Source organism: Aulosira sp. FACHB-615, assembly GCF_014698045.1.
GTDB lineage: Bacteria > Cyanobacteriota > Cyanobacteriia > Cyanobacteriales > Nostocaceae > Nostoc_B.
Genome location: NZ_JACJSE010000014.1, coordinates 1 through 15,421, shown reverse-complemented (window position 1 = coordinate 15,421; position 15,421 = coordinate 1). Strand labels below are relative to the sequence as shown.

Genomic DNA, 15,421 nt, shown 5'->3' with positions numbered 1-15,421 from the left:
CTTTTTTTAATCATTTATTGAGAAAAATTTGCAATATGATACTTAAAATTAGAACTTTACAAGTGAGCGACTTCCGGGAACTGTACAAAATACGGAAAGAATCGCTATCTAAAGACAAGATGCTACTCTTGTACACTCGCCACAGTCATAATTTAATCAAAAATTTAAACTTTTTCCTGAAAAGTACAGCAATAACTTTTTGGAATTTAGCTGACAATATTGTAGAGATTTTATTAACTAGACAGTTTTTGTTGAGAAAGAATGTTATAAAGTGGCAGTTTGCTTTTAAGCCGTAAATGCAGATTATTTTTGTTTATCTTGTGGAGATGAATAAATTGTAGTCATCAACACAATTTTGTTTACGCCTTCATTATCTGTAAAGCCAACAAACGAGATAAGTTCGATGAATACCTTTTTTTGTTCTGACTATGCGCGACAAGTAGGTGAAGAATTAATTGGTAGTGCTACCAATTACGAAACATATATTTTAGTTGAGTGTCCACCACCTTGGACTACAGAAGCTTTTAATTCTCGTTGGGTTCCTAAAAACTTACAACTTTTGGTAGAAGAAATTACCCGTGCAAAACTACCAATTAGATTTCTGTTAATTGCTAATGATGTATCCCATAAAGCAGACGAAACAACACTGTTAATTTATCAAAAAAAGCAGGGTTTAAGTCATGGATACTGTAAGTATGAATTTCACTTACCAAATATTGAGTTAGTCGCAGGTGTTGTCAAAAAATGGTTAGCACATAGCACTACTGATTATCAAGTATATACAGACGCAACAAGAGATATTTTAGTGTGTACTCATGGTAGTCATGATAAATGCTGTGCTAGATATGGCAATCCTTTTTACTTCCACGCTGCTCATACTGTAGCTGATTTGCAATTAGATAATGTGCGCTTGTGGAAATCTAGTCATTTTGGCGGACACCGTTTTGCACCAACAGCCATCGACTTACCAGAAGGCAGATATTATGGTGTTCTTGACCAAGAAACATTCCAAGCAATATTAACCCGTACTGGCGACATTCACTGTTTGGAAAAAGTTTATCGCGGGTGGGGAATTTTACCAACTCAGTTACAGGTTTTAGAACGAGAATTAATCTTACATCATGGCTGGGATTGGTTTAATTACAAAGTCTCCGGCAAAATCCTGGAACAAAGTTTAGATAATCAGACATTTCTTGGTGAAATCAGTTGCGAAAGTCCTGATGGTTCTCTCTATACCTATCAAGCTCAACTCATTCAGGATAGTCATAAATCTATTAAACTCAGAAGTGCTTGTAATTCTCAAAAAGAGTCAGTATTAGTTAAATATGCTATAGCTAATGTCTGGCTATCCTCTACAAAGGTGGTTAGTTTTGCTCAATAAGAATTCCAGGGTTACTCATCTACCAATAATTATGTTTATTGATAAAAATTGAGTTAATAATCAAAGAAATAAGTAGAAATCAGATTACCGAAGTGTGGATACTGAGCGCAGTCGAAGTATCCACACTTTGGCAAGCTCAGTGTATCGCTTCGCTCAACTTTCTTCTAGTCATCTTATTGAGCATTGAGCGTTCGCGTAGCTTCTCCCTTGGGGAGAAGTCGAAATGTGTCTTGTTCACCTATTTCTCATATATATAGTGTAGAAGTTTATATTTCCACTCTATAGAATCATGAGATTAAATTCCTAACATCTGTAAGTTGTGTAAGGTTGCATACATCCCTCCTTGTTCTAACAGTTCTTCGTGGCTACCTTGTTCAATTAATTCACCCCGCTTGAGAACAAAGATGCGGTCTACGTTGCGGATTGTAGATAGGCGGTGAGCAATAATAATTGCAGTACGTCTGACTAAAAGTTGATTGAGCGACTGCTGAATTAATGCTTCTGTATTCACATCTAAACTAGCGGTTGCTTCGTCTAATACAAGAATTTGGGGGCTACGAATAGCAGCACGGGCGAAGGCTAATAGTTGTTTCTGTCCGCTAGAAAGATTTGTGCCGCGTTCTCGCAATTGAGTATTGTAACCTTGGGGTAATTCTTCAATAAACTGAGCAATGTTGGTATTTTGTGCAGCTAATTCAATTTCCTCGAATGTGTATCTGTCTCCGAGAGTGATGTTACTTTTGACATCGCCAGCAAATAAAAAGCCTTCTTGTAAAATTACGGCCATATAGCGGCGTAAGTCTGCCTGGGGAACTTCTCGAATATCTACTCCATCAATTAAAATTCGTCCTTGGGTGGGTTCATAAAGGCGACACAACAGGCGAATAATGGAACTTTTACCTGCGCCTGTGGGGCCGACTAAGGCGATTTTTTCACCGGGACGAATTACAAAGTCTAAGTCTTTGATGACAAAATCATCGTCTTTGTAAGCAAACCAGACATGCTCAAAGCGAATTTCTCCTAATTCTGGGGCTGAATTGAAGGTTTGTGCTTCCATTTCAGCAATGATTTCGTCTATGTAACCGAAGCTATGATCAAAAACTGAGAAGCGTTGATTATTAAGATCGCGGATTTCTATCGGTTCATCTAAAATATCGTTAATTCGTTCAATCGCCGTAAAGCCAGCTTGAATAACGGTAAATTTCTCTGCAAAATCTCGCAATGGGTCAAATAATCTCTGGGCATACAGAATAAAAGCAGACAAGACACCAAATGTCAAGCTTTGTTCTAAAAGTAACCAACCACCCATCCACAATACACCAGCGATCGCAACTAAGCCAATCCATTCCAAGGTAGCTGAAACGGCTGAATCATAAAATATGGTTTGATCCATTTGGTCAACGTAGCGGTTGTTAACAGTACGAAACAACTCTGCGTTAATTTTTTCTCGCCGAAACAACTGCACTACATTAATCCCAACAATATTTTCTTGTAGCTGGGAATTTAACAACGATAGTTCATCCCGCGCTTTGTAATTGGCTTTGCGGTACTGTTGCTGAAAGTAAATAATTAACCAGGTAACAGGTAACAAGATTAACAGCAGCAAACAAGCAAGTTGCCACTGAATAGACAACATAATCCCAATAATCACCACCATCGAAAATATATCGGAGACTATGCCAATTGCTCCAGTAGAAAATACATCTCCCAAAATTTCTACATCACTGGTGAGTCTGGTAATTAATTTGCCAACTGGTGTACGGTCAAAAAAGCGGACTGCCAAAGATGTGACATGCTTAAACAAGTCCTGTCGAATGGCGGCTGTGATATTTTGTCCTAATTTCTGGAGTAGATAGCCTTGAATACTGGTGAAAAATAATCGGGTGACAATGGCAACCAATATAAAGCCTTCCAGAATATTGATGCCTTGCCATAACGGCAGATTCCTGAGAAACTCATAAGTACTTGGCTCATTGCGAATCAGAGAAATAGCTTGCCCAATCAACAATGGTTGTATGGCACTTGCTAAGGCGATCGGCACAAGCAAGATTATTGCCAAAGTCAGCAATCTAAGATGACGGCGGGCATAGGGAACTAAACGTAAAAATAATCGCCAGTCATTGCTATGCGATCGCTCTCTTCTGTAAGATTTTTTTCGGGGTTGGTAGATGCTCATAATGGGAGCATGAAATTAATTGGATTTTGCACTGGGAAAACACGCTTATTTAATGTAGCACCCACACCTGCGGTTTAATGATATGTCAGAGATAGAAACTCCCAGGCTGCGGTTAAGACACTTCGTCACAGATGACTTTGATGATCTGTTCCGTATATACAGTGATACAGAAGTCATGAAATACCTCTCCCCAAGAAATAAGGAGCAAACACAAGCCAGCTTACACAAACATATCCAGCATTGGCAACAACATAATTTTGGTATGTGGGCAGTAGTTTACAAAGATAACGGTAAACTGATTGGGCGTTGCGGGCTAGGTTTTTTGGACAATACCTCAGAAGTTGAACTGGGTTACGTGTTTGATAAATCTTACTGGAATATGGGAATTTGCACGGAAGCCGCCACCGCAACAATAAAATATGGGTTTGCAGAAGCTAGATTAAATCGTATAGTAGCGATCGCTCATCCAGACAACATCGCCTCAGTGCGTGTCATTCAAAAAGTTGGCATGAAATACGAAAAAAACGCCCGTTTCTACAATGTAGATGTGGTTTACTATGCACTCAACCAAGAAGCGTGGCAATTGAGACAATTTAGCTAAACATTTAATTGCGATCGCTACTCAACAGCACAAAATCAAAAATGCTTGCGATCACCTCCACAATTTACCATAGAGATCGCTTGATTTTATCAACTAGATTGAGAGAGGTTTACTAAGTAATTCTCTAAATCATTTTGACTAGCAAAATCTAATAACGCCTCTGCTAAATCTTCCAATTGAGTAATAGATAAAGCCTGAATTTGCTCTTCTATCCGTGGATTAACTGCATCAAAGCGACGTGTTAACTGACGTAAGATAAGTTGTAACGCTTCTTTTTTCTTTCCACGTTCTTCTCCCTTTTGCAAAATATCTTGGTAAATTACAGACTCTTGCATAATCTCCTCCCTGAAAATTTGTGTAATTAAGTTTTTCTCAAACCGCAAACCAGCTATCATTTGAACACAAGCTGAGATATTTTGTCGCTCATCTGTTTCTTCAATCATATCGACAGCTGCCGCCACTTGCTCTAATAATGCTTGGGGTGAGTTGCTTTTAGCTAATGTCGCTAGTGGTAACAGTGCAGGGTTGGCTAACAGTTGTGTGGGTTCTTCTTCCCATAAGCGAATCACTCGATATTTGTGTATGGTGTTGCTGTCTGTGTATTGAGTGTTATACACAATTTCTGAAGATGTTGGTTGCAAGAAGATTAACACTTGATGAATTTCACACCAGAAGTATTGACGTTTTAATCTGATGTAATAATCTAGCATTCTAAAATCAAGTGGTGGTATTGATTGGGGTGTAGTTTGGAACTCGATGTGTAAGATTTGATTGGCGATTTGTATGAATGTCACCGAATCAGCACGAATTGGTTCCAGGGTAAGTTCGGTTTTGAGTACTTGAATATTATCTGTAGTGTCAGATGCAAGTAACCATTTGGCAAACTCGGCAGGATAAGTTTCGGCTAGGTATTTGCAGGTGTTATCGTAACTCAAGGTGATATTGTACTAAAGCGATCGCTTCCACAATTTACCATAGCGATCGCTTGATACTCTCAGTCATTAGAACACAACCCCGACTCAACAAGCGGGGTTGTAATTTCGAGTTATGCAGTAAAAATTTGCCGAATTAAAATACTCATCACTTCATCAGAGTCTTCTGCGGGTAATAATGGACTCCAATCTCCGACATTTGCATAACCAATCGCCTGTAAGTAGTGTATTGTGCTGGTGACAGCTTTGGGCGAACCAATCAACAAATGTTTAATTCGTTCTCTTTTAGAAAATGACTGCGGTGCAATAGGTTGTTGATTTTCGGGGTTTTCTCTCTCTTGTGCCATGATAGTAATCGACTCCTATTTAGGTGTTGAAAGAAAGGCGATTGCGGACTCTTCCCGGAGGGCGATCGCCTTTCTCATATCTTTATATTAAGGTATAATTTTATACTTGTCAATCACCAAAACAAAAATATTGACAACAAATTTTTCCTGCTAATTAAGACAATTAGAGGATTTTCCTAGAATTTATACTATGTATAATATTTTGTTATTTATGGTACGTAAAATAAAGATGAGCGATCGCATTTGGGGAAATCAAGCGATCGCAAAATCAGTATAGTGTCTAACATCCTGTGGATAAAAAGCTAAAACAATTTTATCTTTGGGAATTCCTGCGGCTACGAGTTCATTGGCAATGCCATATTCAGTACCGTCACGCTGAATCCAAATTTTTCCATCAATAATTTCAATATGGATAATACAACCATGAACTCTTTCTTCTCCCTCCCATCCCAAAGTCATGACTATGTAATTGGTAGCTGTGCGATCAATGATCAGCTTTATTTCTAATTGACGATTAGCGTAAGGTATTTTTATATACTCACTCAGAATCTTGTCAATGATTTTTTGATATTTTTCTAAGGTATCCATTGCACAATTACCTCTTGCTTTGTGTCAAATACAACTAAACGTAGACGGTTCTTTTTTAATAAAATTTTGCCGATGGTTTCGGTAAAAATTTCAATGTAAGTTCGCTGGGGTATGGCAAGATATAAAATGCGATCGCCAAAACAATAAATGCGTAGTCATAACCAGCCGCAGCGATCGCTTTGTTACAGTTGCGATTGTTAATTGCGATCGCTACACCTAAAATGTAATTGGCTACATTAATAATGTATCGCTTTGCATTGGCAATGTATCGTCTTGCATTCACAATGTATCGCCTTGCATTAGCAATGTATAGTTTTGCATTGGCAATGTATCGTTTTGCATTAATTCTTTTCAGGAATCGCAGGCGTTGGCGTTGAATCATTCTCATGTTGAGTTTCTGAGATTCTCTTCCCGTTAACTAATAACTGATAACTGTTAACTGATAACTGATTATGAACGAACAGCGTCAGCAAGCCTATCTCAACCTCATTCGCAGCCTGTTAGATTCCTCCAGTGGTGAAGAACCAGAGATTTTAGCAGCAAACCAAGAATTACTTGATGCTGGCTTTGTGCAGACAGTAGAAGAAGTAGCACAGATGTGTTCCCAACATGGAGATGAGAAGACAGCAAATAGGTTGCAAAGTTTGGCAATGCAACTTAGAGAAGCGTTGAATATAAATACTAAAGTAGATTCGCAATCTCTTAGTGAAGAGGAAATACAGGTATATTTCCAATTCTTGATGCAGGTAATACAAGCAATTGTGGAAAGTGAAGGTAATCCCCAGGTAGTTTACCCCTTGCTTATAAATAATATAGATAAACTCGATGAGGTGTTGGCAGAAAGATTGCACCAGTGGAGAACAAATAGAATTACAGAAGTGGCAACAGACGAGGAAAAATATCTACTAGCAATATCTATTTGTGTATTTAGCGATCTAATAGCGCAGTTCCCCTTGGGTAATAAAGCTTGCAACATCGAAATTGCTATCGCTGGCTATGAAATAGCATTAACTGTATTTACCCACGAAGCTTTTCCTGAATATTGGGCACTAGCGCAAAATAATTTGGGAAATGCTTACCGTGAGAGAATAGTAGGCGACAAAGCAAATAACATCGAACAAAGTGTTGCTTGCAGCCAAGCAGCTTTAACTTTTTTGACTCGTGAGGCTTTTCCCTATGAATGGGCGCTAACGCAAAATAATTTAGGACATGCTTATGGTGAGAGAATACATGGAGACAAAACAAATAACATTGAACAAAGTATCGCTGCATTCCAAGCTGCTTTAAAAGTTTATACTCGCGAAGCTTTTCCTAGAGATTGGGCAACGACACAAAATGGCTTGGGAATTGCTTACTTTGATAGAATACGTGGAGACAAAGCCAAAAACATTGAGCAAAGCGTCAATGCTTATCAAGCAGCTTTAAGTATTTTAACTCATGAAGCTTTTCCCTATGAATGGGCAATGACACAAATGAATTTGGGAAATGCTTACCGCGAGAGAGTAAGTGGAGACAAAGCAAATAACATTGAACAAAGCATCACTGCTTATCAAGCAGCTTTAAGTATTTACACTCGTGAAGCTTTTCCCTATGAATGGGTAAAGACGCAAGTTAGTTTAGGAACTGCTTATCGTAAAAGAATACTTGGAGATAAAGCCAATAACATCGAACAAAGCATCACTGCATACCAAGCAGCTCTAAATATTTATACTCGTAAAACTTTTCCCCAAGAGTGGGCACTAATCCAAATTGGATTGGGATCTGCTTATCATGAAAGAATACTTGGAGACAAAGCCAATAATATCGAGCAAAGTATTGCTGCGTGCCAAGCTGTTTTAGAATTTTATACTCGCGAAGCTTTTCCCCAAGCATGGGCAGATACACAAAATATTTTGGGAAATGCTTATCGTGAAAGAATACTTGGAGACAAAGCCAATAATATCGAACAAAGCATCGCTGCATACCAAGCAGCTCTAAATATTCATACTCGTGAAGCTTTTCCTGAAAGTTGGGCGATGATACAAAATAATTTGGGAGCTGCTTATCGTGAGAGAATAGTAGGCGATAGAGCAAGCAACATAGAGCGAAACATCGCTGCATACCAAGCGGCTCTAAATATTTACACTCCTGAAGCTTTTCCTGAACGTTGGGCATGGACGCAAAATAACTTGGGACTTGCTTATCTTGAGAGGAAACTAGGGAATCAGGACGACAACATAGAGCGAAGCATTGCTGCATTCCAAGCCGCTTTAAGTGTTTATACTCGTGAAGTTTTTCCCCAAGAATGGGCACTAGCACAAAATAATTTGGGAATTGCCTACATTAAGAGAATACTAGGAGACGAAACCAACAACCTTGAACAAAGCATTGCTGCTCTTCAAGCTTCTTTAGAAGTTTATACTCGCAAAGCTTTTCCCCAATATTGGGCACGGAGTCAAGGTAATTTGGGAGTTGCTTACACTAACAGAATACTGGGAGACAAAGCCAATAATATTGAGTCAGGTATTGCTGCATACCAAGCTGCTTTAGAAGTTTATACTCGCGAAGCTTTTCCCCAAGAATGGGCACAAATGCAAGAGCGGTTGGGAAATGCTTACCTTAAAAGAATACTGGGAGACAAAGCCAATAATATTGAGCAAGGTATTGCTGCATACCAAGCTGCTTTAGAAGTTTATACTCATGAAACTTTTCCCGAAGAATGGGCACAAATGCAAAAACAATTGGGAAATACTTACCTTAACAGAATACAAGGAGACAAAGTAGAAAATACTCAATTTGCAATCACAGCTTACGAAGCAGCGATTAACGGTGCAGAATTTTTAAGGGAACAGATAATTTCTGGAGATACGACTAAACAGAAATTAGCAGAAGAATGGACTACCTCTTACATTCGCATAGTACAAGCTTACCTTGAATTGGGCGATTTCACCAAAGCAATAGAATACGCCGAACGCAGCAAAACCCGTAACTTAGTTGAACTTATCCTCAAACGTGACTCTAAAACCATTTTCCCATCAGATGTGTTCGCGCAATTAGAACAGCTACGAGACAAAATCACTAGAGGACAAGATAGAATCCAAAATGCCACAGATGAAAATCATAAACTTTTAGCCGAGCATCTACAAAAACTAAGACAGCAGCGCAATGAATTGCAAGACAGATATTTACCAGTTGCTTATGGCTTTAAGTTAGACAAATTCCAAGCGACTTTAGATGAAAAGACTACGATTATAGAGTGGTACGTTACCCGTGCAGGTTTTGAAACTTTTATTATTACTCGTAATAGTATCCAATGCCTGGGCATATCTAAACTAGGTGAGATAAAGTACGTGGCTAATTGGATAGGTGAGTATTTCAATGCATATTACGAAACTAAAATAGAGTGGATAAATAGTCTTACCTTTCGCCTCAATAACCTTGCAAAAATCCTACAATTAGAAGAAATTACCAAGCTAATACCCAAAAATTGCACCCATCTTGTCCTTATTCCTCATCTTTTGCTACATTTATTTCCCCTCCACACACTCCCCCTAAATGACGGTGAACTATTATACGAAAGATTCCCCGATGGTGTAAGCTATGCTCCCAGCTTACAAATCTTGCAACAATTACAAATGCGCGATCGCCCAGATTTTAAAAACCTATTTGCCATCCAAAACCCCACAGAAGATTTAAACTACACCGACTTAGAAGTACAAGTTATTCAAAGCTACTTTCATACTGCCAACGTCCTGAAAAAAACAGCAGCAACACTCACCGCAATTAATAATTCTGACTTAAATACTTATCACTGCGCCCACTTTAGCTGCCACGGCTATTTTAATTTAACAAATGCCAGTAAATCAGCATTAATTTTGGCAGATTCACCCGCCGCAGACACCCCAATAAAACCTGACTCCGAACGTTATCTAAATGTACGAGCAGGAGAAACCCATGATTTAGACAAATGTCTTACCCTAGATAAAATCTTCAGTCTCAAATTAGAAAAATGTCGCCTCGTCACCCTTTCCGCTTGCGAAACTGGATTGATTGATTTTGAAAATACCAGCGACGAATATATTGGTTTACCTAGTGGTTTTCTGTTAGCAGGTAGTAAAGCTGTAGTCAGTAGTTTATGGACTGTTAGCGATTTATCTACAGCATTTTTGATGATGAAATTTTATGAAAATCTGCAAACCCTAAATAGTGTCTCCCTTGCACTCAATCAAGCACAGCAATGGTTGAGAAATTTAACAACGGAGGAATTTGAAGCACTATTGGTTAAATACGATTCACAAATTGAAGAAATTTTTGCTCAACTCCCAGAAGAAAAGCGTTTAGTTGCAAGAGCAATATTAAGAAGAATGTGCAGGCGTAAACCCCATCCTTTTGCAGCACCATTTTACTGGGCAGGATTTACAGCTACAGGGCTTTAACAGTGAACAGTAAACTGTTAGGGACTTGTGTAAACCGAGTTTCGACTTCACTCAACTCTCGACCCTTGAGGGTTGAGCGAAGCGATGCACTGAGCTTGTCGAAGTGTCGAAACCCGTCTGGTTGCAACCCTATTAACCCGTAGATACCTTAACAGAATCAACTGATAACTGAATTTAAGGTTCAGGTTTGACAGTTTCACAAAACTGCTTTTTCCCAATTTTGGCAACATAAATGACTACCGGAGTTGCCAAGGCTATAGGAATATTACCACTTGCTGCAAGGGTGGCGATCGCCGCAGTCAAGACTCCCGTCATTAATTCGTCAAATTCTTCTTGACAAATAATATTGCTGAGTTTTTCGGCTAATTTTTCTAAAAAATTAAAATCCCCTCTCAAGCTAACTTCTGCATCCGTTGTCTCAACAGCAATTAACTGTGTAGCTGCTTCCAAATTTCCCTTACAATCTTCTATTGCATCCAAAGCGGCTAAAGCCTCTGGACTATCTACCAACTGACTGCGAAACTGAGCAATTTCCTCTGGTGTAAGGGTAATCATTTAATAGTTTGAACAATAAATAAAGACACGAAATACTCAGCAATTATACATTGAATGCCTAATCTGAAGATACCGAGTCAAAAACCTCCTGCGCTGTTAATTTCAACTCCGGGAAAGTCGGCGATATAATACGGTTTGTTCCTCTAAACGGAGTCATCTGATATTCTCCGTCAATTAACTCGCACACAAAAATGGTAGGTTGTTTGGGATTACCAATAAATTTGCGCCCGCCCAGTGCAGCATAATCGACAATCCAATATTCTGGGATACCCATACCTTCATAGTCACGAAGTTTATCGTAGTAATCATCCTGCCAATTGGTTGAAACTACTTCAACTATTAGTTTTACCGAAGTCGCATTTTGAATAACAGATTCTTTTTTCCAGCGTGTCTCAGTATCGATAGTTTCTTGATTTAACACAATAATGTCCGGTTCATATCCAGACTTGTCGCGGTGCGGCTTAATAATAGATTCTTTAGGAATAGTCCAAATGCTACGCTTACCCATCTCTCTAATTGTGATGAGTAATTCTTCAATCAAAAAACCAGCTAAATCAGAATGTTCGCCCGTAGGTTTAGGCATTTCGACAATCACCCCATCATACAATTCGTAACGAACTTCTGATTTTTCGGGATACCATTCGATAAACTCATCAAAGGTGTATAACTTTGGTTCAGCTTGGGTTTGGGTCATCAGTTAACGCCTCCAAATAGTACTTGACCCTTAACTTGCCCAAAATCACACTGGGTTGAGCAAGCTTGATAGCTATTACAGCCAAACACTTGCTCAACCTCAGAGATTTTTAACGCATAGTCACGAATTCTTCAGCCGAAGTTGGATGAATACCGACAGTTGCATCAAAATCAGCTTTGGTAGCACCCATCTTAACAGCGATCGCTACTCCTTGAATAATCTCAGCCGCACTATTCCCCACCATGTGCGCCCCTACGACCTTATCAGTATTCTGATCAACGATCAGCTTCATCAAGGTTTTTTCATCTTTACCTGTCAGAGTGTAATACATTGGGCGAAAGCGCGATTTATAAATTTTCACCGCATCCCCGTATTTTTCTCTTGCTTCCGCTTCCGTTAAACCAACAGTTGCAGCTTCCGGTGTCGTGAAAATAGCTGTCGGCACGTTAGCATAACTCATGATTCGAGATTTACCACCAAACACCGTATCTGCCAACGCTCGACCTTCATTAATCGCAACAGGAGTCAAATTAATTTTATTTGTACAATCTCCCACTGCATAGATATTTTCTTCATGGGTGCGACTGTACTCATCTACCAAAATTGCCCCATCTCGATGCTGAACTGTGGTATTTTCTAAACCAAGATGTTGGGTATTGGGTTTACGACCAACAGCCGCTAAACTCACAGCATCAGCAACTACTGTTTCCTCACTATCTCCACTACCTTTGACTGTAACCTTTACACCTTCTGCACTTTTATCAATAGCAATTAGTTCAATATTATTCAGAATCCGAATACCGTGGTTAATCATCGACTGCTGAATTTCACTGCGGATATCTTCATCAAAACCACGCAAAATCTTATCTCCACGAATCACCTGTGTAACTTCACTACCTAATCCCTTTAAAATACAGGCAAATTCGCAACCAATATAACCTCCACCTAAAATTACGATGCGCTTGGGTTGTTCTTTGAGGTGAAAAATATCATCAGAAGTAATCGCATGTTCAATTCCCAAAATATTTGGTCTGACAGGTTTTCCACCAACAGCAATTAGTACTTTATCTGCGGTGACTTGGCGTTCCCCAACAATAATAGTGTGAGGGTCAACAAATTTACCATATCCTTGCAACACCTCAACTTTGGAATTATCCAACATTCTTTGGTAAATTCCATTCAGGCGGGTTACTTCATTGTTCACCACCGTAATCATCTTTTCCCAATCTAAATTACTCTCAACAGGACTCCAACCATACCCTTGAGATTCTGCAAATACATCAGGAAAATGAGAAGCATAAACCATCAATTTTTTAGGAACACAGCCACGATTAACGCAGGTTCCACCCAGTCTATCAAACTCGGCAATTCCCACTTTAGCGCCATATTCTGCCGCCCTTCTAGCAGTGGCAATTCCTCCAGAACCTGCACCAATTACGAATAAATCAAAATCGTAACTCATGTCTCCCCCATGAATAATTACTAATGCGTAATGCGTAACTCGCAATTAAATTAACGATTACGAATTACGCATTATCAACTACAAATTATTGTATTTAAGCAGTTACAGGTGTCTTTGCTTCCTTGAGGTAAGCCAGCATTGTATCTGCGTCTGAAACTTCAAAAGGATCGGTAGGACAGTTATCTAAAAACCCTGGTTCAATGAAAATCTTTTCAATTTTGCCATCATCAACCACCATTGAGTAACGCCAAGAGCGCATCCCAAAGCCCAGGTTAGACTTATCTACTAACATACCCATTTTGCGAGTAAACTCGCCATTACCATCAGGAAGTAAAAATACTTTATTTGCGCCTTGTTGTTTACCCCATTGGAACATGACAAAGGCATCATTTACAGAAATACAAATTATTTCATCAACGCCTAAAGCTTTGAATTCATCATATAGTTCTTCATAGCGTGGCAAATGGGAAGTAGAACAAGTAGGAGTAAAAGCTCCTGGTAAAGAGAAGACTACAACACGCTTGCCACCAAAAATATCTTGAGTAGTGCGGTCTTGCCAACGGTAAGGATTAGGCCCAGGTACAGACTCGTCACGCACACGGGTTTTAAATAAAACGTCAGGAACTCTGTCGATAACAGCCATATTTACCTCTTCAGCAGTTTATGTATGGGCGGTTAATTAAATTCTGCCATGTAAGTCAGAATAATTCTGATTTAAGAAATATGCAATAGTCATAAATACTTAAAAATCATAAATTTCCAAGCACACTTTCCAGTGAGTCAATACAGATGCTTGAAACTTAAGTCAAGACAATAAAAACCAAAACAAGCCGTCCAGAGGTTTTCACCCCAATGAGGTAAATTCATCTAGTCCCTAGTCCCTAGCCTCTATCAACTTGTACTGGAATCAACCGAAAAACGCTGTCATAAAAGGACTTATGGCAGTATCACACCTCAACTATTACTGGTAATACTCGCAAAAGTCCTGTTATCCAACTATCTTCATACTCAAATCCAACCACTTTGACTGAGTAATCGGCGCACTACTAGAGATGTAATCAACACCCGTCGCCGCTAAATCAGCAATACTCTCTAAAGTGACATTTCCCGAAGCTTCAATTTTTACAAGACTATTGTGTTGACGAATCAGAGACACAGCTTCACGCACCATATCCAGACCCATATTGTCCAACATAATAATGTCGGCTTTATACTCTAATGCTTCTTTTACCTGCTCTATCGTTTCAGTTTCCACTTCAATCGTCAACGGATAAGGTATTTGAGAGCGAATCCGGGTAATTGCTTCTTTAATCCCACCAGCCGCAGCAATATGGTTGTCCTTAATCATCACAGCATCATCCAACCCCATACGGTGATTGATCGCACCTCCCACAGCAGTTGCATACTTTTCTAAGATTCTTAACCCTGGTGTGGTTTTGCGTGTATCTACAAACTGAACTGGGAAATCTGCAATTTCCTCTACATATTTATAAGTTAACGTAGCAATCCCACTCAAACGCATCGCTAAGTTTAGTGCGACCCGTTCCCCCATCAGTAGTGCATCTAATGACCCATAAATTTCAGCTATTACTTGTCCAGGTTCACAAAATTCACCGTCAGCCACAATAGTCGTAAAGCTAGTTTCTTCATTTAAAAGCTGAAATACCCTTGCTGCTACTGGTAGTCCCGCAATGATTCCTGGTGCTTTCGCCAGCCATTTTGCTGTTTTTAAGGTCGAATTTGAACTGAGGAGGGGATTGGTGGTGCGATCGCCCCGACCAATATCTTCTAACAACCAGCCACGCAATAGCGGATCTAACACTAGCCAAGGCGGTAAAACACCAACTTTATTCACGACTGTACTATTTCTCGAATCACTTTCAGAAATACTATACCCTAAAACCTATATCTCATAAGCTTTTTAGCAATATCACAAAAAAATTCCGAAAAACTTTTAGAGAAGAGGTTGACAGTGAGGGGAAGGTTAGTTATATTGGATAAGTGCCTGAGAGAGGGGGCGCTGCAAAGCGAAGCTCGCTCGAAGGGAACCGAACCATGAAAAGATTATAGTTTGAAAGCAATAATAACACAAGTAGCCTGCGTCAAGTAAATAAAATAACCGGGCTAAGGTTAAAAAAGAGTAGCCAAGAAAGGAATCAAAACGGAGAGTTTGATCCTGGCTCAGGATGAACGCTGGCGGTATGCTTAACACATGCAAGTCGAACGGAATCTTTAGGGATTTAGTGGCGGACGGGTGAGTAACGCGTGAG

General features: G+C 39.4%; 14 protein-coding genes and 1 rRNA gene. 4 read left to right on the top strand and 11 right to left on the bottom strand.

Annotated elements, in window-relative coordinates; genetic code table 11:
* The first annotated feature begins 403 nt into the window (after positions 1 to 403).
* A complete protein-coding gene (locus tag H6G77_RS20855; RefSeq protein ID WP_190592569.1) occupies positions 404 to 1,381 on the top strand; it encodes a sucrase ferredoxin in 978 nt (325 codons plus the stop codon).
* 295 nt (positions 1,382 to 1,676) lie between these two features.
* Here H6G77_RS20855 and H6G77_RS20850 read toward each other — a convergent pair whose 3' ends face one another.
* Complete coding sequence (locus H6G77_RS20850) at positions 1,677 to 3,557, bottom strand: ABC transporter ATP-binding protein (RefSeq protein ID WP_190592570.1); 1,881 nt, start codon at positions 3,555 to 3,557, stop codon at positions 1,677 to 1,679.
* Positions 3,558 to 3,639: 82 nt separating this feature from the next.
* Here H6G77_RS20850 and H6G77_RS20845 point away from each other — a divergent pair, with 82 nt between their 5' ends.
* Positions 3,640 to 4,158 carry a GNAT family N-acetyltransferase gene (locus H6G77_RS20845; RefSeq protein ID WP_190872623.1) on the top strand — a complete coding sequence of 173 codons (519 nt, stop codon included), beginning with the start codon at positions 3,640 to 3,642 and terminating at the stop codon, positions 4,156 to 4,158.
* An 89-nt stretch (positions 4,159 to 4,247) separates the two neighbouring features.
* On the opposite strand, the gene H6G77_RS20840 is transcribed toward H6G77_RS20845, so the two are convergent.
* The 5 genes from H6G77_RS20840 to H6G77_RS35825 all read right to left on the bottom strand — a co-directional run bounded on the left by H6G77_RS20840 (position 4,248) and on the right by H6G77_RS35825 (position 6,413).
* Positions 4,248 to 5,093 carry a DUF4351 domain-containing protein gene (locus tag H6G77_RS20840; protein WP_190872622.1) on the bottom strand — a complete coding sequence of 282 codons (846 nt, stop codon included), beginning with the start codon at positions 5,091 to 5,093 and terminating at the stop codon, positions 4,248 to 4,250.
* Between the two features lie 110 nt (positions 5,094 to 5,203).
* Positions 5,204 to 5,437, bottom strand: coding sequence for a hypothetical protein (locus H6G77_RS20835; protein WP_190592572.1), 234 nt, complete (start codon positions 5,435 to 5,437; stop codon positions 5,204 to 5,206).
* 252 nt (positions 5,438 to 5,689) lie between these two features.
* Complete coding sequence (locus H6G77_RS20830; RefSeq protein ID WP_190872621.1) at positions 5,690 to 6,025, bottom strand: XisI protein; 336 nt, start codon at positions 6,023 to 6,025, stop codon at positions 5,690 to 5,692.
* Positions 6,013 to 6,099, bottom strand: coding sequence for a hypothetical protein (locus tag H6G77_RS36645; RefSeq protein ID WP_396020682.1), 87 nt, complete (start codon positions 6,097 to 6,099; stop codon positions 6,013 to 6,015). The genes H6G77_RS20830 and H6G77_RS36645 overlap by 13 nt, the downstream gene beginning before the upstream one ends.
* Positions 6,081 to 6,413 carry a hypothetical protein gene (locus H6G77_RS35825; RefSeq protein WP_242049274.1) on the bottom strand — a complete coding sequence of 111 codons (333 nt, stop codon included), beginning with the start codon at positions 6,411 to 6,413 and terminating at the stop codon, positions 6,081 to 6,083. Before H6G77_RS35825 ends, H6G77_RS36645 begins: the two co-directional genes overlap by 19 nt.
* A gap of 64 nt (positions 6,414 to 6,477) precedes the next feature.
* Between H6G77_RS35825 and H6G77_RS20820 the strand changes: the two genes are divergently transcribed.
* Positions 6,478 to 10,440 (top strand): CHAT domain-containing protein, encoded by a 3,963-nt coding sequence (locus H6G77_RS20820; protein WP_190872620.1) that lies wholly within the window; start codon positions 6,478 to 6,480, stop codon positions 10,438 to 10,440.
* A gap of 174 nt (positions 10,441 to 10,614) precedes the next feature.
* Here the strand turns inward: H6G77_RS20820 and H6G77_RS20815 are convergent, their stop codons facing one another.
* The 5 genes from H6G77_RS20815 to nadC all read right to left on the bottom strand — a co-directional run bounded on the left by H6G77_RS20815 (position 10,615) and on the right by nadC (position 15,006).
* Positions 10,615 to 10,995 (bottom strand): hypothetical protein, encoded by a 381-nt coding sequence (locus tag H6G77_RS20815; RefSeq protein ID WP_190671537.1) that lies wholly within the window; start codon positions 10,993 to 10,995, stop codon positions 10,615 to 10,617.
* A gap of 58 nt (positions 10,996 to 11,053) precedes the next feature.
* The gene (locus H6G77_RS20810; RefSeq protein WP_190872619.1) at positions 11,054 to 11,689 is read right to left on the bottom strand and encodes a Uma2 family endonuclease; all 636 of its coding nucleotides are present in this window, start codon (positions 11,687 to 11,689) and stop codon (positions 11,054 to 11,056) included.
* Between the two features lie 109 nt (positions 11,690 to 11,798).
* Entirely contained in the window at positions 11,799 to 13,151 is a 1,353-nt protein-coding gene (gor, locus tag H6G77_RS20805) for a glutathione-disulfide reductase (RefSeq protein ID WP_190592575.1), read from the bottom strand.
* Between the two features lie 94 nt (positions 13,152 to 13,245).
* Positions 13,246 to 13,794 carry a peroxiredoxin gene (locus H6G77_RS20800; protein ID WP_190592576.1) on the bottom strand — a complete coding sequence of 183 codons (549 nt, stop codon included), beginning with the start codon at positions 13,792 to 13,794 and terminating at the stop codon, positions 13,246 to 13,248.
* A gap of 345 nt (positions 13,795 to 14,139) precedes the next feature.
* On the bottom strand, positions 14,140 to 15,006 hold the full coding sequence (gene nadC / locus H6G77_RS20795; protein WP_190872618.1) for a carboxylating nicotinate-nucleotide diphosphorylase: 867 nt from the start codon (positions 15,004 to 15,006) through the stop codon (positions 14,140 to 14,142).
* A gap of 303 nt (positions 15,007 to 15,309) precedes the next feature.
* On the opposite strand from nadC, the gene H6G77_RS20790 reads away from it, so the two are divergent.
* A 16S ribosomal RNA gene (locus H6G77_RS20790) occupies positions 15,310 to 15,421 on the top strand; the annotation flags it as partial.

Excerpts from the sequence above, each read along its gene's own strand:
- H6G77_RS20855 (WP_190592569.1), top strand. The coding sequence starts at position 404 with ATGAATACCTTTTTTTGTTCTGACTATGCGCGACAAGTAGGTGAAGAA.
- H6G77_RS20850 (WP_190592570.1), bottom strand. The coding sequence starts at position 3,557 with ATGAGCATCTACCAACCCCGAAAAAAATCTTACAGAAGAGAGCGATCG.
- H6G77_RS20845 (WP_190872623.1), top strand. The coding sequence starts at position 3,640 with ATGTCAGAGATAGAAACTCCCAGGCTGCGGTTAAGACACTTCGTCACA.
- H6G77_RS20835 (WP_190592572.1), bottom strand. The coding sequence starts at position 5,437 with ATGGCACAAGAGAGAGAAAACCCCGAAAATCAACAACCTATTGCACCG.
- H6G77_RS20830 (WP_190872621.1), bottom strand. The coding sequence starts at position 6,025 with ATGGATACCTTAGAAAAATATCAAAAAATCATTGACAAGATTCTGAGT.
- H6G77_RS35825 (WP_242049274.1), bottom strand. The coding sequence starts at position 6,413 with ATGAGAATGATTCAACGCCAACGCCTGCGATTCCTGAAAAGAATTAAT.
- H6G77_RS20820 (WP_190872620.1), top strand. The coding sequence starts at position 6,478 with ATGAACGAACAGCGTCAGCAAGCCTATCTCAACCTCATTCGCAGCCTG.
- H6G77_RS20815 (WP_190671537.1), bottom strand. The coding sequence starts at position 10,995 with ATGATTACCCTTACACCAGAGGAAATTGCTCAGTTTCGCAGTCAGTTG.
- H6G77_RS20810 (WP_190872619.1), bottom strand. The coding sequence starts at position 11,689 with ATGACCCAAACCCAAGCTGAACCAAAGTTATACACCTTTGATGAGTTT.
- gor (WP_190592575.1), bottom strand. The coding sequence starts at position 13,151 with ATGAGTTACGATTTTGATTTATTCGTAATTGGTGCAGGTTCTGGAGGA.
- H6G77_RS20800 (WP_190592576.1), bottom strand. The coding sequence starts at position 13,794 with ATGGCTGTTATCGACAGAGTTCCTGACGTTTTATTTAAAACCCGTGTG.